This is a genomic window from Pseudomonas sp. 22490 (assembly GCF_052044465.1).
Lineage (GTDB): Bacteria > Pseudomonadota > Gammaproteobacteria > Pseudomonadales > Pseudomonadaceae > Pseudomonas > Pseudomonas aeruginosa.
Window position 1 is genome coordinate 24516 of the sequence record NZ_JBQENS010000045.1, and the last position, 20328, is coordinate 44843.

General features: G+C 66.2%; 21 protein-coding genes. 11 read left to right on the top strand and 10 right to left on the bottom strand.

Features of this window, described 5'->3' with window-relative positions; translation table 11 throughout:
• Positions 1-49 precede the first annotated feature (49 nt).
• A complete protein-coding gene (gene cysK, locus ACTJJX_RS31610; RefSeq protein WP_003090573.1) occupies positions 50-1024 on the bottom strand; it encodes a cysteine synthase A in 975 nt (324 codons plus the stop codon).
• Between the two features lie 120 nt (positions 1025-1144).
• On the opposite strand from cysK, the gene ACTJJX_RS31615 reads away from it, so the two are divergent.
• The 5 genes from ACTJJX_RS31615 to ACTJJX_RS31635 all read left to right on the top strand — a co-directional run bounded on the left by ACTJJX_RS31615 (position 1145) and on the right by ACTJJX_RS31635 (position 6061).
• Entirely contained in the window at positions 1145-2230 is a 1086-nt protein-coding gene (locus tag ACTJJX_RS31615; RefSeq protein WP_003090572.1) for a DUF748 domain-containing protein, read from the top strand.
• A gap of 162 nt (positions 2231-2392) precedes the next feature.
• Positions 2393-3238 (top strand): AAA family ATPase, encoded by an 846-nt coding sequence (locus tag ACTJJX_RS31620; RefSeq protein WP_003090571.1) that lies wholly within the window; start codon positions 2393-2395, stop codon positions 3236-3238.
• Between the two features lie 64 nt (positions 3239-3302).
• Positions 3303-3698 (top strand): GFA family protein, encoded by a 396-nt coding sequence (locus tag ACTJJX_RS31625; protein WP_003119467.1) that lies wholly within the window; start codon positions 3303-3305, stop codon positions 3696-3698.
• Between the two features lie 48 nt (positions 3699-3746).
• Positions 3747-4928: a vWA domain-containing protein gene (locus ACTJJX_RS31630; RefSeq protein ID WP_003101527.1), complete on the top strand. Its 1182-nt coding sequence runs from the start codon at positions 3747-3749 to the stop codon at positions 4926-4928.
• A 113-nt stretch (positions 4929-5041) separates the two neighbouring features.
• Positions 5042-6061 (top strand): AraC family transcriptional regulator, encoded by a 1020-nt coding sequence (locus tag ACTJJX_RS31635; RefSeq protein WP_003101519.1) that lies wholly within the window; start codon positions 5042-5044, stop codon positions 6059-6061.
• A gap of 8 nt (positions 6062-6069) precedes the next feature.
• Here the strand turns inward: ACTJJX_RS31635 and ACTJJX_RS31640 are convergent, their stop codons facing one another.
• From ACTJJX_RS31640 to ACTJJX_RS31665, 6 genes are all read right to left on the bottom strand, one after another.
• Positions 6070-6198 carry a DUF6434 domain-containing protein gene (locus ACTJJX_RS31640; RefSeq protein WP_220542119.1) on the bottom strand — a complete coding sequence of 43 codons (129 nt, stop codon included), beginning with the start codon at positions 6196-6198 and terminating at the stop codon, positions 6070-6072.
• A 155-nt stretch (positions 6199-6353) separates the two neighbouring features.
• Entirely contained in the window at positions 6354-6587 is a 234-nt protein-coding gene (gene tsi2 / locus ACTJJX_RS31645) for a type IV secretion system immunity protein Tsi2 (RefSeq protein ID WP_003114383.1), read from the bottom strand.
• A gap of 9 nt (positions 6588-6596) precedes the next feature.
• Positions 6597-7073 carry a type VI secretion system effector Tse2 gene (gene tse2, locus ACTJJX_RS31650; RefSeq protein ID WP_003119469.1) on the bottom strand — a complete coding sequence of 159 codons (477 nt, stop codon included), beginning with the start codon at positions 7071-7073 and terminating at the stop codon, positions 6597-6599.
• Between the two features lie 146 nt (positions 7074-7219).
• The gene (locus ACTJJX_RS31655) at positions 7220-8809 is read right to left on the bottom strand and encodes an MFS transporter (protein WP_016852723.1); all 1590 of its coding nucleotides are present in this window, start codon (positions 8807-8809) and stop codon (positions 7220-7222) included.
• A 2-nt stretch (positions 8810-8811) separates the two neighbouring features.
• Positions 8812-10119, bottom strand: coding sequence for an OprD family porin (locus ACTJJX_RS31660; RefSeq protein ID WP_003116698.1), 1308 nt, complete (start codon positions 10117-10119; stop codon positions 8812-8814).
• A 48-nt stretch (positions 10120-10167) separates the two neighbouring features.
• Positions 10168-12006, bottom strand: a complete 1839-nt coding sequence (locus tag ACTJJX_RS31665) for an amidohydrolase (RefSeq protein WP_003101513.1) — start codon at positions 12004-12006, stop codon at positions 10168-10170.
• Positions 12007-12613: 607 nt separating this feature from the next.
• Between ACTJJX_RS31665 and ACTJJX_RS31670 the strand changes: the two genes are divergently transcribed.
• The 5 genes from ACTJJX_RS31670 (at position 12614) to ACTJJX_RS31690 (ending at position 16319) form a co-directional block, all read left to right on the top strand.
• Entirely contained in the window at positions 12614-13294 is a 681-nt protein-coding gene (locus tag ACTJJX_RS31670; RefSeq protein ID WP_016852724.1) for a hydrolase, read from the top strand.
• A gap of 56 nt (positions 13295-13350) precedes the next feature.
• Complete coding sequence (locus ACTJJX_RS31675) at positions 13351-13632, top strand: XapX domain-containing protein (protein ID WP_003101509.1); 282 nt, start codon at positions 13351-13353, stop codon at positions 13630-13632.
• Between the two features lie 169 nt (positions 13633-13801).
• Positions 13802-14695: a helix-turn-helix domain-containing protein gene (locus ACTJJX_RS31680; RefSeq protein WP_003119473.1), complete on the top strand. Its 894-nt coding sequence runs from the start codon at positions 13802-13804 to the stop codon at positions 14693-14695.
• Positions 14696-14808: 113 nt separating this feature from the next.
• Positions 14809-15912, top strand: a complete 1104-nt coding sequence (locus ACTJJX_RS31685) for a DUF1615 domain-containing protein (RefSeq protein WP_010793091.1) — start codon at positions 14809-14811, stop codon at positions 15910-15912.
• 80 nt (positions 15913-15992) lie between these two features.
• Positions 15993-16319 carry a thioredoxin family protein gene (locus ACTJJX_RS31690; RefSeq protein WP_003101499.1) on the top strand — a complete coding sequence of 109 codons (327 nt, stop codon included), beginning with the start codon at positions 15993-15995 and terminating at the stop codon, positions 16317-16319.
• Positions 16320-16346: 27 nt separating this feature from the next.
• Here the strand turns inward: ACTJJX_RS31690 and ACTJJX_RS31695 are convergent, their stop codons facing one another.
• Together ACTJJX_RS31695 and ACTJJX_RS31700 are read right to left on the bottom strand one after the other, a co-directional pair.
• Complete coding sequence (locus ACTJJX_RS31695) at positions 16347-16847, bottom strand: acyl-CoA thioesterase (protein WP_003090555.1); 501 nt, start codon at positions 16845-16847, stop codon at positions 16347-16349.
• A 170-nt stretch (positions 16848-17017) separates the two neighbouring features.
• Complete coding sequence (locus ACTJJX_RS31700) at positions 17018-17542, bottom strand: RrF2 family transcriptional regulator (protein ID WP_003090553.1); 525 nt, start codon at positions 17540-17542, stop codon at positions 17018-17020.
• 268 nt (positions 17543-17810) lie between these two features.
• On the opposite strand from ACTJJX_RS31700, the gene ACTJJX_RS31705 reads away from it, so the two are divergent.
• Positions 17811-19016, top strand: coding sequence for an NAD(P)/FAD-dependent oxidoreductase (locus ACTJJX_RS31705; protein WP_003122579.1), 1206 nt, complete (start codon positions 17811-17813; stop codon positions 19014-19016).
• Positions 19017-19050: 34 nt separating this feature from the next.
• Here ACTJJX_RS31705 and ACTJJX_RS31710 read toward each other — a convergent pair whose 3' ends face one another.
• The gene (locus tag ACTJJX_RS31710) at positions 19051-20169 is read right to left on the bottom strand and encodes a hypothetical protein (protein WP_012613981.1); all 1119 of its coding nucleotides are present in this window, start codon (positions 20167-20169) and stop codon (positions 19051-19053) included.
• Between the last annotated feature and the right edge of the window lie 159 nt (positions 20170-20328).

Consider the following 20328-nt stretch of genomic DNA (forward strand, 5'->3'; position numbering starts at 1 on the left):
CGCCTGGCGCAAGGCGGCGCCGGTTCGCTGCGGCGCCGTGGGTCGGTGGTTACTGGGTCAGTTCCTGTTCGCTGAACAGGCCGTCGAAGAGCATGCTCGAAAGATAGCGCTCGCCGGAATCGGGGAGGATCACCACGATGGTCTTGCCCTGCATGTTCGGCTCCTCGGCCAGGCGCACCGCGGCGGCCATCGCCGCGCCGGAGGAGATGCCGCAGAGGATGCCTTCTTCCTGCATCAGGCGCAGCGCCATGTTCTTCGCTTCGTCGTCGCCGATCTTCTCGACCCGGTCGACCAGCGACAGGTCGAGGTTCTTCGGCACGAAGCCGGCGCCGATGCCCTGGATCTTGTGCGGGGCGGGCTTGACCTCCTCGCCGGCGAGGGTCTGGCTGATCACCGGCGAGGTCACCGGCTCCACCGCCACGGCGAGGATCGGCTTGCCCCGGGTGTTCTTGATGTAGCGCGAGACGCCGGTGAGGGTGCCGCCGGTGCCGACCCCGGAGACCAGCACGTCCACCGCGCCCTCGGTATCGTTCCAGATCTCCGGGCCGGTGGTCTTCTCATGGATCGCCGGGTTGGCCGGGTTGTCGAACTGCTGCGGCATGAAGTACTTCCCGGGATCCCCCGCGACCAGTTCCTCGGCCTTCTGGATCGCACCCTTCATGCCCTTCGCCGGTTCGGTCAGGACCAGCTCCGCGCCCAGCGCCTTGAGCACCTTGCGTCGCTCCAGGCTCATCGACGCCGGCATGGTCAGGATCAGTTTGTAGCCGCGTGCGGCGGCGACGAAGGCGAGGCCGATGCCGGTGTTGCCGGAGGTCGGCTCGACCAGGGTCATGCCGGACTTCAGTCTGCCGCTGGCTTCGGCATCCCAGATCATGTTCGCGCCGATCCGGCACTTCACCGAATAGCCGGGGTTGCGCCCTTCGATCTTGGCCAGGATGGTGACGCCGCGCGGGGCGATGCGGTTGATCTGGACCAGCGGCGTGTTGCCGATGGACTGCGCGTTGTCTGCGAAGATGCGGCTCATGATGGTGTCCTTGTCGCATGGAGAAAGATCAATCAGCCTATTCCGCCCCCGCCCGCGCGTCCAGACGCGTTCGAACCAGCGGCGCGCCGCGCGTGTCCACTGTCCAGGAGGGCCGTACCGATGAAGAAACGCTATGCCATTCCCCTGGGCAGCCTGGCGGCGCTGCTTCTGTTGTTGCTGGCGCTGCACCTGGCGCTGCCGTACCTGGTGCGCGACTACCTGAACGGCAAGCTGGCCGACATGGGCGACTACCGTGGGCACATCGCCGACGTCGACCTGGCGCTCTGGCGCGGCGCGTATCGGATCGACGGGCTGAGCATCGTCAAGGACAACGGCAAGGTGCCGGTGCCGTTCCTCGACGCGCCGAGCATCGACCTGTCGGTGAGCTGGCAGGCGCTCTGGGATGATCACGCAGTAGTGGCGCGGGTGGTCTTCGAGCGTCCGCAGCTCAACTTCGTCGATGCCGGCGGCGACCGCGACGCCTCGCAGACCGGTGCCGGCACCGACTGGCGCGAGCAACTGGACAAGCTGCTGCCGATCACCCTCAACGAGGTGCGGGTGGTGGACGGCACCCTGCGTTTCCGCAACTTCACTTCGAAGCCGCCGGTGAACCTGCACGCCTCGGCGCTCAACGCCAGCATCTATAACCTGACCAACGTGGCCGACGCCCGGGGCGAGCGGCCGGCGCGTCTCGAAGGCACGGCGCGGATACTCGGCCAGGCGCCGCTGGAAGTGGCGGCGCATTTCGACCCGCTGAGCGACTTCGAGGACTTCGACCTGCGCCTGCGGGTCACCCGCGTCGAGCTGAAGCGGCTCAACGACTTCGCCAGCGCCTATGGCAAGTTCGACTTCAATGCCGGCACCGGCGACCTGGTGCTGGAGGCCCAGGCTAAGCGCGGCCAGTTGGATGGCTACATCAAGCCGCTGCTGCGCGACGTGGACGTGTTCAACTGGCGGCAGGACGTGGAGGATGGCGACAAGAACCTGTTCCGCTCGGTGTGGGAGGCGCTGGTCGGCGGTGGCGAGACGGTGCTGAAGAACCAGCGCAAAGACCAGTTCGCAACCCGTGTGAGCCTGAGCGGTAATATCCACCAGCGGGACGTCAGCGCGTTCCAGGCGTTCCTCGGGATTCTTCGCAACGCGTTCGTCGAGGCGTTCAACGCTCGTTTCGAGCGTTCCCCGGCGACGCGCGACGACGACGGCTGAAGACGCGGGCGGAACGGCGGGTCGCGAGGTGGCCGGGCATTCAGTGACTGAATGACCCGTCTGCGTTCACAGTGCGCTTGTCCCCGCGTTATAGTCGGGTTTTCAAACAATACTGAACTGCCCGGTTTTCCAGCCAGGGCGTTACCGTTCGAGGATTTCCTGATGAAGTTCGAAGGCACCCAGTCCTACGTCGCCACCGACGACCTCAAGCTCGCGGTCAACGCCGCCATCACCCTGCAGCGGCCGCTGCTGGTGAAGGGCGAACCGGGCACCGGCAAGACCATGCTCGCCGAGCAGTTGGCCGAGTCCTTCGGCGCCAAGCTGATCACCTGGCACATCAAGTCCACCACCAAGGCCCACCAGGGCCTCTACGAGTACGATGCGGTAAGCCGCCTGCGCGATTCGCAGCTGGGCGTGGACAAGGTTCACGACGTGCGCAACTACATCAAGAAGGGCAAGCTCTGGGAGGCCTTCGAGGCCGAGGAGAGGGTGATCCTGCTGATCGACGAGATCGACAAGGCCGACATCGAGTTCCCCAACGACCTGCTGCAGGAACTCGACAAGATGGAGTTCTACGTCTACGAGACCAACGAAACCATCAAGGCGAAGCAGCGCCCGATCATCATCATCACCTCGAACAACGAGAAGGAACTGCCCGACGCCTTCCTGCGCCGCTGCTTCTTCCATTACATCGCCTTCCCCGACCGCGAGACGTTGCAGAAGATCGTCGACGTGCACTACCCGAACATCAAGCAGTCGCTGGTCAGCGAGGCGCTGGACATCTTCTTCGACGTGCGCAAGGTGCCCGGCCTGAAAAAGAAACCTTCGACTTCCGAGCTGGTCGACTGGCTGAAGCTGCTGATGGCCGACGAGATCGGCGAAGCGGTGCTGCGCGAACGCGACCCGACCAAGGCGATCCCGCCGCTGGCCGGCGCCCTGGTGAAGAACGAGCAGGACGTGCAGCTTCTCGAGCGCCTGGCGTTCATGAGCCGCCGCGCCAGCCGCTGAGTGCGTCGGCCCTTTCCGGGGAAAGGGCTGCGGGGCGGCACGCCAGACAGCGGAGGAACATCCCATGCTCAGCGGAAGTTGCCTGTGCGGCGCGGTAGGCTATGAAATCGACGCGCCCATCGAGTCGGCCAGTCATTGTCATTGCAGCCAGTGCCGCAAGGCCCACGGCGCGGCGTTCGCCACCTACGGCAAGGTGCGCCGCGAGGCGTTCCGCTATGTCGCCGGAGCGGACGCGGTGGCCGAATACCACTCGTCGCCAGGCGTCACCCGTACCTTCTGCCGCCACTGCGGATCGAACCTGCAGTGGCTTGGCGGCAACGAGGACCCGACGTACACCTCTATTGCCCTCGGCACCCTCGACTCGCCGCTGCCATCGGTAGCGCAGCGGCACATCTACGTGGGTTCGAAAGCCGACTGGTACGTCATCGCCGACGACCTGCCGCAAGAACACCAATACTGACCGGCGCTCGCGCGCCGGGATCAACGGACAACAGACGAGGTCGCAGCCATGCTGCTCAACCTGTTCAACGAAATGCGCGCAGCCAAGGTGCCGGTGTCGGTGCGCGAGCTGCTCGACCTGATCGATGCCCTGAAGCACCGCGTGGTGTTCGCCGACATGGACGAGTTCTACTACCTGGCGCGCACCATCATGGTCAAGGACGAGCGCCACTTCGACAAGTTCGACCGGGCCTTCGGCGCCTACTTCAAGGGCCTGGAGAAGCTCGACGACCACCTCAAGGCGCTGATCCCCGAGGAATGGCTGCGCAAGGAGTTCGAGCGCCTGCTGACCGACGAGGAAAAGGCGCAGATCCAGTCCCTCGGCGGCCTGGACAAGCTGATCGAGGAGTTCAAGAAACGCCTCGAGGAACAGAAGGAGCGCCATGCCGGCGGTAACAAGTGGATCGGTACCGGCGGTACCAGTCCGTTCGGCTCCGGCGGTTTCAACCCGGAGGGCATCCGCGTCGGCGACGCCGGCAAGCGCCAGGGCAAGGCGGCCAAGGTCTGGGACCAGCGCGAATACAAGAACCTCGACGACCAGGTCGAACTGGGTACGCGCAACATCAAGATCGCCCTGCGGCGCCTGCGCAAGTTCGCCCGTGAGGGCGCGGCGGAGGAGCTGGACATCGACGGCACCATCGACCACACCGCGAAGGACGCCGGGCTGCTCAACATCCAGATGCGCCCGGAGCGGCGCAACACGGTGAAGCTGTTGCTGCTGCTGGACATCGGCGGCTCGATGGACGCCCACGTCAAGGTCTGCGAGGAGCTGTTCTCGGCCTGCAAGACCGAGTTCAAGCACCTGGAGTATTTCTACTTCCACAACTTCATCTACGAGTCGGTGTGGAAGAACAACCTGCGCCGCAGCAGCGAACGCACCGCCACCTTCGACCTGCTGCACAAGTACGGTCCGGACTACAAGGTGGTGTTCGTCGGCGACGCGGCGATGGCGCCCTACGAAATCACCCAGGCCGGCGGCAGCGTCGAGCACTGGAACGAGGAAGCCGGTTACGTCTGGATGCAGCGCTTCATGGAGAAGTACAAGAAGCTCATCTGGATCAACCCCTATCCGAAGGACACCTGGAACTACACGGCGTCCACCGGCCTGGTCCGCGAACTGGTCAAGGAACAGATGTATCCGTTGACCCTGAGCGGCCTGGAGGAGGGCATGCGCTTCCTCTCGCGCGGTTGAGCCAACTGCCTGCGGGACCGGCGACAGGCGCGGCGGCACGCAACTTGCCTACCCTGTGTATCCCGTCCGCGCGGTAACAGCGCGGCGCGGCCACCGGTAACGATGGGCACGCCATGATCGACTCGACCTTCTCCCGCGCCACCTGGCTCAACTCGCTGCACATGTCGACCCTCACTCTCTCGCTGCTGGAGAAGGAAGGGTTCGCCCGCGAGCAACTGCTCGAAGGCAGTGGCATCACCCCCGCCGACCTGCTCGACCTGCGGCGCCTGATCAGCCCCTGGCAGGAGCAGCAGGTGTTCGCCAACGCCTGCCGGCTCAGCGACGAGCCGGCCCTCGGCCTGCGCCTGGGACTGCGCACGCGGATTTCCGCCTACGGCCTGCTCGGCTACGCGCTGCTCTCCGCGCCGACCCTCGGCGAGGCGCTGCGCATCGGCCTCAGCTATCCGGTCTTGCTCGGCACCTACTTCCACCTGTCGCTGGAAGTCGCCGACGGCCGCGCCTGGCTGGTGGCCACCGGCTACGGCGAGGACGAGGCGCTGCGGCCATTCAACACCGAGCTTTGCCTGGGCTCGCTGAAGGTCACCTGCGCCGACCTGCTCGGCCAGCCGCTGCCCTTGCTGGAAGCGGCCTTCGACTATGCCGGCGACGAGGCGATGGCGCGGGCCTACGCCGAGGGTTTCGCCTGCGAGTTGCACTTCGAACGCGAGCGCAGCGCCATCGGCTTCGCCGCCGAATGGCTGGAGCGCCCGTTGCCGCTGGCCGACCCGGTGACCCACCGGGAGATGCTGGAACAGTGCCGGCGGCAGAACATCGACCTGGCCGCGCGTCGTGCCTGGCTGGACAAGGTCCGGGCGATCCTCGCCGAGCGCTTGCAGGACCCGCCCGGCCTGGAGGAACTGGCCAGGCGCCTGAACTGTTCGTCGCGCAGCCTGCGCCGGCACCTTCAGCAGCAGCGCACCAGCTACCAGCAATTGCTCGACGAGTTGCGCTTCGCCCGCGCCAAGGAGTTGTTGCAGAGCGGCGACATGCCGATCTACCGGATCGCCGAGGAACTCGGCTTCAGCGAGACCGCCAGCCTGCGCCATGCCTTCCAGCGCTGGAGCGGCCAGCCGCCGAGCCATTTCCGCGCCTGAGCGCTCGCTCAGGCGGAGGGGCTGGTGTCGGCGTGGCGCCGTCGCCGTTCGTCCGCCACCTCGCCCAGGGATTTTGCCGCGCCGTCGCCAATCCAGGCCATGAAGGCACGATCGAAGCGGAAGTCGGCGCCGCACAGCCCGACGAGGAAGCGCCGTACGTCCTGGGCGTTGCGCTAGTCGCGGCACACTTCGGTGTCGCGGGTGATGGTGTCGCCGTGCCAGCCGAAGACCATCTGTCGTTTCTCTGCGCGCGCTGGAGCGGGCAGGCCAACGATGGCCTGCCCACGGGCCGTCAGGATGCCGGCTCTTCGATCAGCCGGTCATAGGGCGGCAGGCCGCTGTATTGGCCCAGGGCTTGCTCGTAGGCGTTCTTCAGGTCGTCGGCGGCGAGGTCGTAGCCGACCAGCAACTGTTCGAGTTCAGCGGCGTTCTGCGGGTCGTCGTTCTGCAACTGCGCGTCGAGTTCGCGGGTGCGCGCGGCGACGCACTGGATCGCCACCATCAGGGTCTGGGGTTTCAGGTTCATGGTTCACTCCTAGAGCCCGCGGGCTTTTTCCCATTGGCGGCGGATGGCGTTGCGCACGAAGTTGTCCAGTTGGCCCATGAGGACCTCCCGGTACATCGGCTTGGCCGGCATGATGGTGTAGTGGGTGGCTTGCAGGCGCTTGTTGTAGCTGTCCTGCTTCACCTTAAGGTCCGGCGGGATGTCGGTGCCGTCGGGTATCACGAAGTCGCCGTCGGCGCGGCGCAGCACGCCGGCGCGGTCGAACACCGAGGTGCCGCCGGTGTCCGGGGCGTAGAGGCCGTCGCGGCCGGCGACGATGTCCGGCGCGCGGGCGGGGACGCCAGGGGTGTTGGGGCTGTCGAAGGTCGGATGCAGCAGCGGGGCGACTTCCGCAGCCTCGGCGAGTTCCTTGTCGGGACGCAGGTAGCGACCGACGTCGCCGTCGTAGTTGGCCTTGAATACCGCCCGGTAGAGGGTGAGGCTGGTTTTCTCGTAGTCGTAGGACATGCGTGGACTTCCCTGTGGGTTGCGTTCGCGGCGCCGCGGGTGCGCGGCATCGCTACCGGCCACCGTCCTTGTGGCGCCATCGGCGAGCAGGATAACAGCCGTGGGCGGATCCGCCAGGGGCAGGCGACGACCGTCGCCCGGGAGGCTCAAGGCCTGGCCGCGCCGTGCAGGTAATGGCGGATGCGCACCTCCACGCCGGCGCTCTGGAAGCGCCGGACGGCGGCCTCGACCCGCAACTCGCCGCGGGTCACCCGCTGGTGGTGGCGCAGGTGCTCCAGCCAGGATTCGTCGATGAAGAACTCCAGCCACAGGCGACGGTTGCCGCTGTCCTGGACCAGCCCCCAGGACACCGCGCCGTTGCGCCGACGCATGGCGCGCACCTCGACCATCGCCGCCTGGAATGCCGCGGCGTCCTGTGGGTCGATGTCGTACTCGAGGGTGACCATCACCGGGCCGCGTTCCTGGTCCACCTCTTCGTCGACCAGTGGTGCCGGCCAGTGCAGCGACGGCGCGAGGTCCTCGGCCTCGGTGACCGGCAGCCGGCAGCGCAGCGACGCGAACAGGCCGAGCAGCAGCGCGGCGCTGGCGCAGAGCAGGGCGAAGGTGATCGACAGGTGGCTGGCGACCAGACCCCACAGGGCGCCGCCGGCGGCCATGCTGCCGAAGAACACCAGGATGTAGACCGCCAGCGCGCGGGCGCGGACCCAGGCCGGCACGGAGGTCTGCGCGGCGACCTGCAGGCTGGAGAGCACGGCGATCCATGCCGCGCCGCTGAGCAGCATCACCGGCACCAGCAAATAGAGGTTGCGCAGCAGCGCCAGGGCCACCAGCACCAGTGCGTAGAGCACGCTGGAGAGCAGCACCAGGCGGTCGCTGCCGAGGCGTTCGCGCAGGCGCGGCAGGAACGCGGCGCCGAGCACCGCGCCGACGCCGACGCTGCCCAGCAGCAGGCCGAAGTCCATGGCGTTGCCATGCAGTTCGCCGCGCACGATCAGGGGCAGCAGCGACATGCCGGCGCTGGCGCCGAGGAAGAACGCCACCGCACGCACCAGCACCGATTGCAGTGGCCTCGAGCTGCGGCTGTAGCGCCAGCCGGCGCGCAGGGCGCCGAACAGGCGTTCCGCCGGCAGCACCGAGGGCACGGCCTCGCGTTTCCAGGCCAGCAGCACGGCGATCACCGCGAAGAAGGAGAGGGCGTTGAGGGCGAAGGTCAGCCAGGGGCCGACCAGGCTCACCAGCACCCCGGCGATGGCCGGTCCGACCGCCCGCGCCAGGTTGACCCCGACACTGGACAGCGCCACCGCCGCCGGCAGTTCGTCCTTGCCCACCAGTTCCGGAGTGGTGGCGCTCCAGGCCGGCATCATCAGCGCGGTGCCGATGCCCATGCACAGGGTCAGGCCGAGCAGCAGCCAGACGCTGGTCAACTGGAGCAGGGTGAGGCTGGCCAGCAGGGTGGCCACCAAGGCCATCCACAATTGCACGCCGAGCAGGTAGCGGCGCTTGTCGACGATATCGGCGAGGGCGCCGGCCGGCAGGGCCAGGAAGAACATCGGCAGCGATCCGGCGACCTGCACCAGGGCCACGTTCAGCGGGCTGGCGGAGAGCGAGGTCATCAGCCAGCCGGCGCCCACCTCGTGCATCCAGGTGCCGATGTTCGAGGCGATGCTGGCCAGCCATAGCCAGCGGAAGGTGGCTTGGCGCAGGGGACTCCAGGGTGAGGCGGCGGGTGCGGTCATGGTCAGAGCGAGCCTTTGAGTGGGTATTCGACGATCAGGTAGAGGCGGTCGATGTCGTCGCCGGCCTGGGCCGCGTTGGCCCGGTGGCTGAGGTGCGAGACGTTCAGCGAGAGGTCCTTGAGCGGGCCCGAGGCGAACAGGTAGCGCAGGTCGAGGTCGCGCTCCCAGTGCTTGCCGCCGCTGCCCTGCAAGGGCCGGTAGCGGCCATCGGCGCCCAGCGGGTTGTAGGCGCCGCCGGCCGGCGCATGGCTGCCGTCGATGGCGCGGCCGCTGACGTAACGCGCCATGAAGCTCAGCCCCGGCAGGCCGAACGGGGCCAGGTCGAGGTCGTAGCGGGCCTGCCAGGAGCGTTCGCCCGGACCGTTGAAATCGGCGTACTTGATCGAGTTGGCGAGGTAGATGGAGTCACCTCCGACGAAGTCGAACGGCGTATCCCCATGGACACGCTGGTAGGCCAGGGAGAAACCCTGCGCGCCGACGCGGTACTTCAGTTGCAGGCTGTAGGCCAGGGTGTCGATCGCGCCGGCCCGGCTGCGGCCCTGGTCGCGCGTGCGATAGAGGTTGCCATCCAGGCTGAACGCGGCACGTTGCAGGTTCATGTTGAGATAGACCTGGCGCCAGACGTTGTCCAGTTGCGCGGCGAACAGCGAGCCGCTCAGGTTGTCGCTGGCCGCCAGGCTGGCGCCGGCGAAGCCGATGGCGCTGCCGGCGGTGCTCGCGCCGTAGCCGTCGAAGTCGCCATGGCCGGAGCTGGAGGCCTGTTCCTTGAAGGCGGTGAAGCGCCCGGCCTGGATCCGCACGCGGTCGAGGTCGTCGCTCTGCAGGAAGAAGCCCCTGGCGTACTGGGGTTGCAGGCGCTTGTCGCTGGTATCGAAGACCGGGGTCTCGACGGTCATCTCGCCGACCTTGAGCAGGCTCTCGCCGAGCCGCAGCTTGAGTGCGGCGCCGGCGTCGGAATACTCGCTGGCGTTATCGCCGGATGAGTCCAGCGGCAACAGGCCGGTGCCGGCATGGCCACGTCCGCCGTCGAGCTTGAAGCCGGCGAAGCCGTGGAGATCGAGGCCGAAACCGACGCGGCCGGGAGTATAGGCCGACTCCAGGTCGGCGATCAGGCCGTGTGCCCATTCCTTGCGGTAGCCGCGCCCGGCGTCCGCGCGGCGATAGTCGTTGTAGAGGAAGTAGTTGCGGTTGAGCAGGCGCCACTCCAGGTAGTCGGGTGCCTTGGCTTCCTCTGTCGCGGCGTGGCACGGCGAGGTGCCGCCCAGCGCCAGGAAAAGGGCCAGGCGGCCGACCGGTCGAACGCGGATCATCGGGAAAACTCCGGGCGAGGCGGGCCGCGAAGGGCCCGCCCGGGTACGTCAGAAAGCGAAGCAGGAACAGCCGAATGCGCCCCAGAAACCCTGGAAGTCGCTCACCGGTACGTTGGAGTGGCGCGCGCGGTTGTGCTCGTGGGCGTGTACCGCGCAGGCACCGACGCACTGGTGGACCTGGGCGGTCAGCGGCGCGCCTTGCCGCCAGTGGCCGGGTACCTTGGCCACCGGCGACCAGTCCGGCAGCACCGGCGGCGCCGGCGGACCGAGCTTGTCGAACTCGGCGGCGGCATAGACGACCTTGCCGTCGACCACCGTGAGCACCGACTCGATCCACTTGATGGCCTCTTCCTCGACGCCGAAGAAGTCCGCCGACAGCGCCGCCAGGTCGGCGAGCTGGCCAACCTTGATCTGTCCTTTCTTGCCCTGCTCGCTGGAGAACCAGGCGCTGCCGTGGGTGAACAGCTGCAACGCGGTTTCCCGCGGCAGGCCCTGCGGATACAGGGCCATGCCGCCGACGGTGCGGCCGCTGACCAGCCAGTACAGCGAGGTCCAGGGGTTGTAGCTGGAGACCCGGGTGGCGTCGGTGCCGGCACCCACCGGCACGCCCTCGGCGAGCATGCGCTGGATCGGCGGCGTGGCCTCGGCGGCCTTGGCACCGTAGCGGTCGACGAAGTACTCGCCCTGGAAGGCCATGCGGTCCTGGATCGCGATGCCGCCGCCGAGTGCCCGCACCCGCTCGATGTTGCGCGGGGTGATGGTCTCGGCGTGGTCGAAGAACCAGGGCAGGCCGTTGAACGGAATGTCGCGGTCGACCTTCTCGAACACGTCGAGCATCCGCGAGATCGATTCGTCGTAGGTGGCGTGCAGGCGGAACGGCCAGCGCTGCTCCACCAGGTGGCGGACCACAGGCTCCAGCTCCTGCTCCATGGTCTGCGGCAGGTCCGGGCGCGGTTCGAGGAAGTCCTCGAAGTCGGCGGCGGAGAACACCAGCATCTCGCCGGCGCCGTTATGGCGGAAGAAATCGCTGCCCTGGCCGTACTTGACGCTGCCGGTCCAGTTCTTGAAGTCGGCGAGTTCTTCCTTCGGTTTCTGGGTGAACAGGTTGTAGGCGATGCGTACGGTGAGCTGGCCCTGGTCGGCCAGTTCGCGAATCACCTGGTAGTCGTCCGGGTAGTTCTGGAAGCCGCCGCCGGCGTCGATCGCGCTGGTCAGGCCGAGGCGGTTGAGTTCGCGCATGAACTGGCGGGTGGAGTTGACCTGGTATTCCAGCGGCAGCTTCGGTCCCTTGGCCAGGGTGGCGTAGAGAATCATCGCGTTGGGCCGGGCGATCAGCATGCCGGTGGGTTCGCCGCTGCTGTCGCGGACGATCTCGCCGCCGGGCGGGTTGGGCGTGTCCTTGGTGTAGCCGACCACGCGCAGGGCGGCGCGGTTGAGCAGGGCGCGATCGTACAGGTGGAGGACGAACACCGGGGTGTCCGGCGCGGCCTTGTTCAATTCCTCCAGGGTCGGCATGCGCTTCTCGGCGAACTGGAACTCGTTCCAGCCGCCGACCACCCGCACCCACTGGGGGCTGGGCGTGCGTTCGGCCTGGTTCTTGAGCATGCGCAAGGCGTCGGCCAGGGAGGGCACGCCTTCCCAGCGCAGTTCCAGGTTGTAGTTGAGGCCACCGCGGATCAGGTGCAGGTGCGAGTCGTTGAGACCGGGGATCACGGTGCGCTTCTGCAGGTCGATCACCTGGGTGGCGCTGCCGCGATGGAGCATCGCCTCGGCGTCGTTGCCGACGGCAAGGAACTTGCCGTCCTTGATCGCCACGGCGGTGGCGGTGGGGTTGTCGCGGTCCACGGTGTGGAAGCGGCCGTTGTGCAGGATCAGGTCGGCGGTCATGGAACCTCCTGGGTTGCTTGCGGGAGAAAGGCTGGCGGCGTTGGCGAAGGGCAGGGCGGACCACAGGACTCCGGCGGCGCCCAGCACCGAACTGGTAGTGAGGAAATGGCGGCGGTCCTTGCTCGGCGGATCGTGGCTCATGGCGTGCTCCTGGCAGCGGGGCGGAATCGGTCAGCGAGGGCGGCGGCGAGAGAGGCCACCGGACAGGATAGGTGCGGCGGGAAACGTACGGGACGAAAGAGCGGTTTTCCCGAATGACGCATCCTCCTGCAAGCGCAACTTGCTGGTGGTCGATAGCAAGTAAGGCGCGAGACATGTCCTGAACTTCATGGGGGCTTTTTCTTATAGGGCGGACTGTCGATTCTGCTAGCTGGTAATCCTTTTTTTATTGTCTCTGTGTGCGCTTTTTGTATGGATGTGTCGAATATTTTGAATATCGCCGTTCAACTTTATCCAGGGCCGCAGTTCAGTGATTTATTTTCTCGAAAAGTTTGTTTTTTCCAATATTCATGCTTCATAGTCTGGCCGGCCACGGGAAATTATCTGTTGGCCTGCGTGCTGTTGTGCGCAACAGCTGGAATTCATCGTTCGTTGTCAGGAAACAATCATGAGCCACTATCTCGAAGTTCTAACTCCGCAGAACAGCCAGATCATCTTCATCGACCAGCAGCCACAGATGGCATTCGGCGTACAGTCCATCGATCGCCAGACGCTGAAGAACAACGTAGTGGGCCTGGCCAAGGCGGCGAAGGTATTCGACATCCCGGTCACCATCACCACGGTGGAAACCGACAGCTTCTCCGGCCCGACCTTTCCGGAGCTGCTGGCGGTGTTCCCCGAGCAGAAGATCCTCGAACGCACCTCGATGAACTCCTGGGACGACCAGAACGTGCGCGACTCGCTGGCCGCCGCGGGCCGCAAGAAGGTCGTGGTCGCCGGGCTGTGGACCGAGGTCTGCAACACCACCTTCGCCCTCTGCGCCATGCTCGAGGGCGGCTACGAGATCTACATGGTGGCCGATGCCTCGGGCGGCACCTCCAGCGACGCCCACAAGTACGCCATGGACCGCATGGTCCAGGCCGGCGTGGTACCGGTGACCTGGCAGCAGGTCCTGCTGGAGTGGCAGCGCGACTGGGCCCGCCGGGATACCTACGACGCCGTGATGGCCATCGCCAAGGAGCATTCCGGGGCCTACGGCATGGGCGTGGACTACGCCTACACCATGGTGCACAAGGCGCCCGAGCGGGTGACCCACGGCGAACGCATCGGCCCGAATCCGGCCAAGTGAATGCCGGCCGTGCCGCTCCGGTCCGCCGGGCGGCACGGCCGCGAAGGAGAACGAAGATGAAGCTCTACGTATTGTCGCTGGGCGCCGGACTGTTGGTGGGGATCGTCTACAGCCTGCTGCAGGTGCGTTCGCCGGCTCCGCCGCTGGTGGCGCTGGTGGGGTTGCTCGGCATCCTGCTCGGCGAGCAGGTCATCCCGGTCGGCAAGCAATTGCTCGGCGGTTGCGCGTTCGCCTCGGCCTGCGACAAGGCGGGTTCGGTCGGCCATGTGCTGGGGCAACTACCGGGTCGGCATCGCCTCGACCAGGCCGCTGGCCCGTCGGAAAAGGAAAAGGGTTGAGCGTTATATCATCGAGTAACAGCGCAGTAATCTGGTAGTTATCTTCGTCGGTTAGATTTCCCCGGAACGGCTCCCTCGGATTAATCTCTGGGGGAGCTTTCGTGCGTCGTTTTTCGCGTCGAGAGAAAAGTGTCACGAGATCATCAGGCGCATGGAATCAGGGGGAGTCATGACTGTTGCCATAGACAGAACAAAGGGCGACCAATCCACGCCAGGGAACATCATAAGGGGAGAAGGGTACGCCTTGATTCGCAATAGTGAGGCGACTCCCGATCCGGACAAGGTGATCCATATTCCTTGTGCCGATTCGTTTTCCGTCATCGTGCAGTTGCGCGATTTCAATTCCCATCGTCTCTGGAATGGAAACAAACTGGTTTTCGATGGCGGACATCCACGGAAAAGTATCTCCATCGCCTATCTTGGCGATGAAATAAAGTGCCAGCACCGGACAACTTACGACAATGTCCGCTTCATGTTGCCGCGCGCTTCGATAAAGGAGTTTCTCTACGAAGAAGGGCAACGCGCGTCCGCCGAGCCGGAGCGGATCATCGGTGTCGACGATCCGGTGGTCTATCACCTGGCGCTGGCGCTGCTGCCCAGCTTCGCCAGGGCGGGCGAGCGCAACGAACTGTTCATCGAGCAGGTCATGCTGGCGCTGTTGACCCACGTTCAGGATCGCTTCGCTTCGACCCAGGTCCCGGTCTGCACCGGCAAGGGCCTGGCGCCCTGGCAATTGCGCAGGGCCAAGGAGCTGATCGCCGGGCATCTGGCCGAGGGCGTGTCGGTGGCGCGCCTGGCCGAGGAGTGCGGGCTCTCGCGCAGCTATTTCACCAAGGCCTTCAAGTGCAGCACCGGTGTTTCGCCCCACGAATGGCTGATGCGCATGCGCGTCGACCGGGCCAAGGAGCTGATGCTGGGCAGCGACGAACCGCTTTCGCAGATCGGCGTCGCCTGCGGCTTTTCCGACCAGCCGCATTTCTCGCGGATCTTTCTCCGGCTGGCCGGCGCCTCGCCCTCGACCTGGCGTCGGGTCAAGCGGCAGCGCACCGACGCAGCGCTGTGAACCGCGACCGTGCGTGACGGACGGTACGGAAGCCGCCGGATGCTCGGCTAGAATGCCCTGGCTTCGGCGGTCGCCATCGGCCGCCCACTTCGCAACGGAACAGGGAATCGCAGATGAAAGCAGTACGCCAGGGTCGCGGCGTAACGGGGTTGCTCATGCTCCTGGCGCTGGCCGGGTGCAGTTCGCGGTCGGCGGAGCCGCCGCCGCCCAACCCCGACGAAGTACGGGCGAAGATCGTCCGCCTGATGCCGGCCACGGTGCGCGATCGCCAAGGGTGGGCCAGCGATATCTACGCGGCCTTTTCCGCCCAGCAGATCTACCCCAGCGACGAGAATCTCTGTGCGGTGCTGGCGGTGACCGAGCAGGAGTCCACCTACCAGGTCGACCCGCCGGTGGCCGGCCTGGGCAGGATCGCCACCCGCGAGGTCGAGCGTCGTGCCGGCAAGCTGCACGTGCCGGCGTTCCTGGTCAGCTCGGCGCTGAATATCAAGTCGCCCGATGGCCGCACCTACAGCCAGCGCCTGGCCGCGGCGCGCACGGAGAAGGAACTGAGCGAGACATTCGACGATTTCATCGCCATCGTGCCCATGGGCGGCAAGCTGTTCGGCGGCTTCAACCCGGTACACACCGGCGGGCCGATGCAGGTCAGCATCGCTTTCGCCGAGCAGCACGCGGACGGCTATCCCTATCCGCTGGACGGCAGCATCCGCCGCGAGGTGTTCAGCCGGCGCGGCGGCATGTATTTCGGCATCGCCCACCTGCTTGGCTATCCGGCGGACTACCCGGCGCCGCTGTACCGCTTCGCCGACTTCAACGCCGGCTGGTATGCCAGTCGCAACGCCGCGTTCCAGAGCGCGGTGAGTCGCGTCTCGGGGATTCCGCTGGCGCTGGATGGCGATCTGATCCGCTACGGCACGCGCACGCCGGGCTCCACCGAACTGGCCGTGCGCAGCCTCGGCAAGCGCCTGGACATGAGCGACGCGGCGATCCGCCGGGCGCTGGAGCAGGGCGACAGCCCGGAGTTCGCCGACAGCGCGCTGTACCGCAAGGTCTTCGCCCTGGCCGAAAGCGCCACCAGCAAGACATTGCCCCGCGCCGTGCTGCCGGGGATCACCCTGGAGAGCCCGAAGATCACCCGCAAGCTGACCACCGCCTGGTTCGCCAAGCGCGTCGACGAACGCTACCAGCGCTGCATGGCGCGCGTGCGGAAACGCTGAGTCCATCGTCGCGCGGGTCGAACCTGGCGCCGCCGCGGGAGTCTGCCGTCCTGTCAGCCAAGCTCATGGAGAAGCAGCGTATGAAGACCCGATACAGCGCCGAGGCACCGGCGCGCGACGAACTGGACCGGCTCGCCGGTCCGACGCTGGTGGAGTTCGGTACCGACTGGTGCGGCCATTGCCAGGCCGCCCAGCCGCTGCTGGCGGAAGTATTCAGCGACTATCCGGAGGTCGGCCACCTGAAGGTCGAGGACGGTCCCGGGCGCCGCCTGGGGCGCTCGTTCCAGGTCAAGCTGTGGCCGACCTTCGTCTTTCTTCGCGACGGCCGGGAGGTGGCGCGGGTGGTCCGCCCCGGCAGCGCCAGCGTGCTGGAAGAAGCGTTCGAGAGCCTGGTCGGCGAGGGCTGAGGACCCGGCCCGCGGGCCGGGCGGCGTTCAGGCCGGCATCGCGTGATCCACCTGTTCGCGGATCTCCTGGTAGCGCAGTTCCATCAGCTTGCGCTGCTCGCGCCGGGCCAGGGCCTGGGCGTAGCGGCGTTTCTCGATCGCGGTCTCCGGTTCCAGCGGACGCACCGCCACCGGCCGGCGCTGGTCGTCCATCGCCACCATGGTGAAGAAGCAACTGTTGGTATGGCGCACGGTGCGCTCGTGGATGTTCTCGGTCATCACCTTCACCCCGACCTCCATCGAAGTGCGCCCGGTGTAGTTCACCGAGGCGAGGAAGGTCACCAGTTCGCCGACATGGATCGGCTCGCGGAAGATCACCTGATCCACCGACAGGGTCACCACGTAGCGTCCGGCGTAGCGCTTGGCGCAGGCAAAGGCCACTTCGTCGAGGAGCTTGAGCAGCGCGCCGCCGTGGACGTTGCCGGAGAAGTTCGCCTTGTCGGGGGTCATGAGCACGCTCATGGTCAGTTGGTAGCTGCCAGGTTCCATCGTTCACCTATCACGCAAGTTGGTCACGGGCCATTGCAGTGGGCCGGCGGCCGCTCTGCGGCGGCCTCTGGCGATAGGGTAGGGAGAAACGCCGGCGCGATTAGCACCGCAGTCGACAATGGTGTTTTCCGCGAAACGGGCTTGCGGCGCCGCTCCGTATGCGCCAAGGGCTAGTCGCGGGAGCCGCCGCGTCCTTCCCGGCTGGCATCCATCCAGCGCAGCACTTCTTCGCCGAACTCCGGTGGCGCGATACGCCCCACCCGGCGTACCAGGTCGAGGATGGTCTGCTGGGCCAGCGCTTCTTCCATGCGCTTCTGCGCGGTGAGCATCACCGCGTGGATCGAGCAGGTGTTGCGGGTCGCCCAGGAAGGCGGGTTGCCTTCGAAGATCGCGCAGCGCTCGCGGACCTCGCGGCATTCGAAGATCGATTTGTCGCCGTCGATGGCGCGGACCACGTCGAGCACGCTGATTTCGTTGGCCGGCCGTGCCAGGCGGAAGCCACCGCGCACGCCTTCGGTGGCAGCCACCAGGCCGGCCTTGGCCAGGCGGGTGAAGACCTTGGCCAGCAGTTCCGGCGGCACGCCCTGCAACTCGGCGAGGGTGCGTACGCTGGACTCGCGGCTGTCGCCTTTCTCGTCGGCGAGGAACAACAGGCAGTGGATGCCGTATTCGACGCCGGCGCTATAGAGAGCCATCACTAACTCCGATAGAAATATTCGCAATATTCTGCGCGGTTTTCAGGTCGCTCACAAGGACAGGTCGTTCGCTGTCTTCCGCCTCGAAGCGCTCTATCTCCGATCCTTTTCGTATGTTTTCGACGTCTTTTCCTCTCTTTCACGGCGAGGGGCGATTGCCTGTCGGAACGCTTTTCGGGGATTGATCTTCTTAACTACGACAAATATAGTCGTAGTTACGGAGAGGCTTTTCTCCGGATATCCCGTCCTTTCCCTCCAGGAGCCCCCAATGAAACAACGTATCCTGATCGTCGGTGCCGGATTCGCCGGCATGTGGAGCGCGCTGAGCGCAGTGCGCCAGCTCGACCGCCAGGGCCGCGACGACGTCGAGGTCGCGGTGCTCGCGCCGCAGCCCGAGCTGCGCATCCGCCCGCGTTTCTACGAGCCTGACGTGCAGCGCATGGCGGCGCCGCTGGGCGAATTGTTCGCCGCGGTCGGCGTGCGTTTCGTGCAGGGCAGCGCGCAGCGCATCGACGTGGCCGGCAAGTGGGTGGAGTACCGCGATGCCGAGGGCACGCTGGCGCAACTGGACTACGACCGCCTGGTGCTGGCGGCCGGCAGCGGCGTGTGGCGTCCGGCGAGTGTCGTCGGCATCGACGCTGCCTTCGATGTCGACCAGTTGGAAGACGCCCTGCGCCTAGAGGCACACCTGCATGCCCTGCGCGACTTGCCGGATTCACCGGCACGCAACACCGTGGTGGTCGCCGGCGGCGGCTTCACCGGCATCGAGACCGCCACCGAGATGCCGGCGCGCCTGCGGGCGATCCTCGGCGAGAAAGCGGCGCTGCGAGTGATCGTGGTCGACCGCGGCGCCGCCATCGGCGCATCGATGGGCGCGGACCTGAGCGGCTTGATCGCCGAGGCCTCGGCGGAACTGGGCGTGGAGTGGTGCCTGGGGCGTTCGGTGGCGGCGGTGGATGCCGAGGGCGTGACGCTCGACGACGGCCAGCGGATCGAGGCGAAGACCGTGGTCTGGACCGTGGGCGTGCGGGCCAGCACCCTGACCGGGCAGATTCCGGGCGAGCGCGATGCCCAGGGTCGCCTGCATGTCGACCGCAACCTCAAGGTGCTCGGTCTCGACGATGTCTACGCCACCGGCGACGTGGCCCGCGCGGCTACCGACGACCTCGGCAACCATGCCCTGATGACCTGCCAGCACGCCATCGCCCTGGGTCGCTCGGCCGGCAATAACGTGGCCGCCGACCTGCTCGGCGTCGAGCCGATTCCCTACAGCCAGGTGAAGTACGTGACCTGTCTCGACCTCGGCGGCTGGGGCGCGGTGTTCACCGAGGGCTGGGACCGCCAGGTACGGTTCGTGCGCGAGGAGGGCAAGAAGATCAAGACCGAGATCAATGGCGTGTGGATCTACCCGCCGGCGGCGGACCGCGCCGTGGCGCTGGCGGCGGCCGACCCGCTGATTCCGGTGGTGGCCTGAATCCTGGCCGGACGGGGCTGGAGGAGGCGCTCGCCTACTGGGCTGGCGCCGTCTCCGCAGCCATGAGCTTGAGGCTTTGCTCCAGCACCTTGGCGAACGTGTCCGGTGGGACATCCGCGCGACCCAGTTGTTCAAGGAATGCAGCGGTCGCGGTAGAAACGTCCTGCGCCGAGGCTTGCTCATGGTCTTCGCGGGCAACCCGTACCAGCAACCAGGAGCCGCCTCGATAGAGTTGCATGGTCTTCGCTTCGACCAGCAGGGGATTGTGGGACCCGGTGGACACTGTCAACTGCCCGAAGGCCGGCAGGCGGTCACGCTGCTCCATTCTCACGAAGGCGTAGTACCCCTCGCGCAAGGGAGCCCGGCTGCTGATGCTGGTCCCGTTGCGTGGCTGCGTATCCGTTTTCCGCGTGCGTCCCTGGTACGGCGGATCGAACTCCATCTGGTAGCGAAGTTCGACGTCGTCGCCGTTGGCGCTGAGCAGCGCGTCGCCGAGGCTGTTCAGCAGATTGAGAACCGGCGTGCCGGGGGCGTAGGAGGCGCTGCCGACCTTGGCCAGCTCCTGCAGGAGCTTGCGGCTCTGTTTGTTCTCGTTCTCGTCCAGTTCGAGTATCGCCAGGTCGACGAAGAAGGTCCCGCCGTCGTAGGTCTTCGGACCGTAGATCGGGATGTTGAGCGCGTTGATCAATTGGCCGCTCTCGCGGATGTCCTCGTTGTAATAGACAACCCGGCCGTTGCGCTTGATGTCGGCGGGATTGAAGCTGAGGCCGTTGGAGGTCGCACCGCGTTCGCCGGCACTGGCGGTGATGGCGATCTCGCCCTGAGTGCTGCGCGCATTGTCGAACAGGCTGCCGTCGCCACCGGTGCAGAGGCTGGATTCCTTGTTGCCGCTCGCCAGAAGGTCGCCATTGCCTTTCTCCTCGCGAAAATCGCAGAGGTAGGCCGCGATCAGCTTGATCGACAGGGCTTCGCCCTTTTCGATGGCGGTCGTCGAGTTGCGTCCGGACGGTAGGAAGATGCTGCTCATCGCACGCTTGTCCGGGCTGTGCGCTACCTGTGTCGCCCCCTCGTTATGTTGCAGGCTGCTGGAGCAACCGCCGACCAGCAGCAGGCTGATGGCGTAGAGAGTATTGCCGCGTCCTTTGCCGTTCATGTCGTCCTTCCTGATTCGATGCCTCTTCTGTTTGCAACGCTAGATCAGATTCGAGTGATGGCAAGTTGGCATTGCTGGCAGGATTCCTGCGCTGCTCATGTGAGCGGGGCTTGAGGGGTGGGAGAGCCGGGGATCGCGAGGACAAAAGGCTTCGGGATA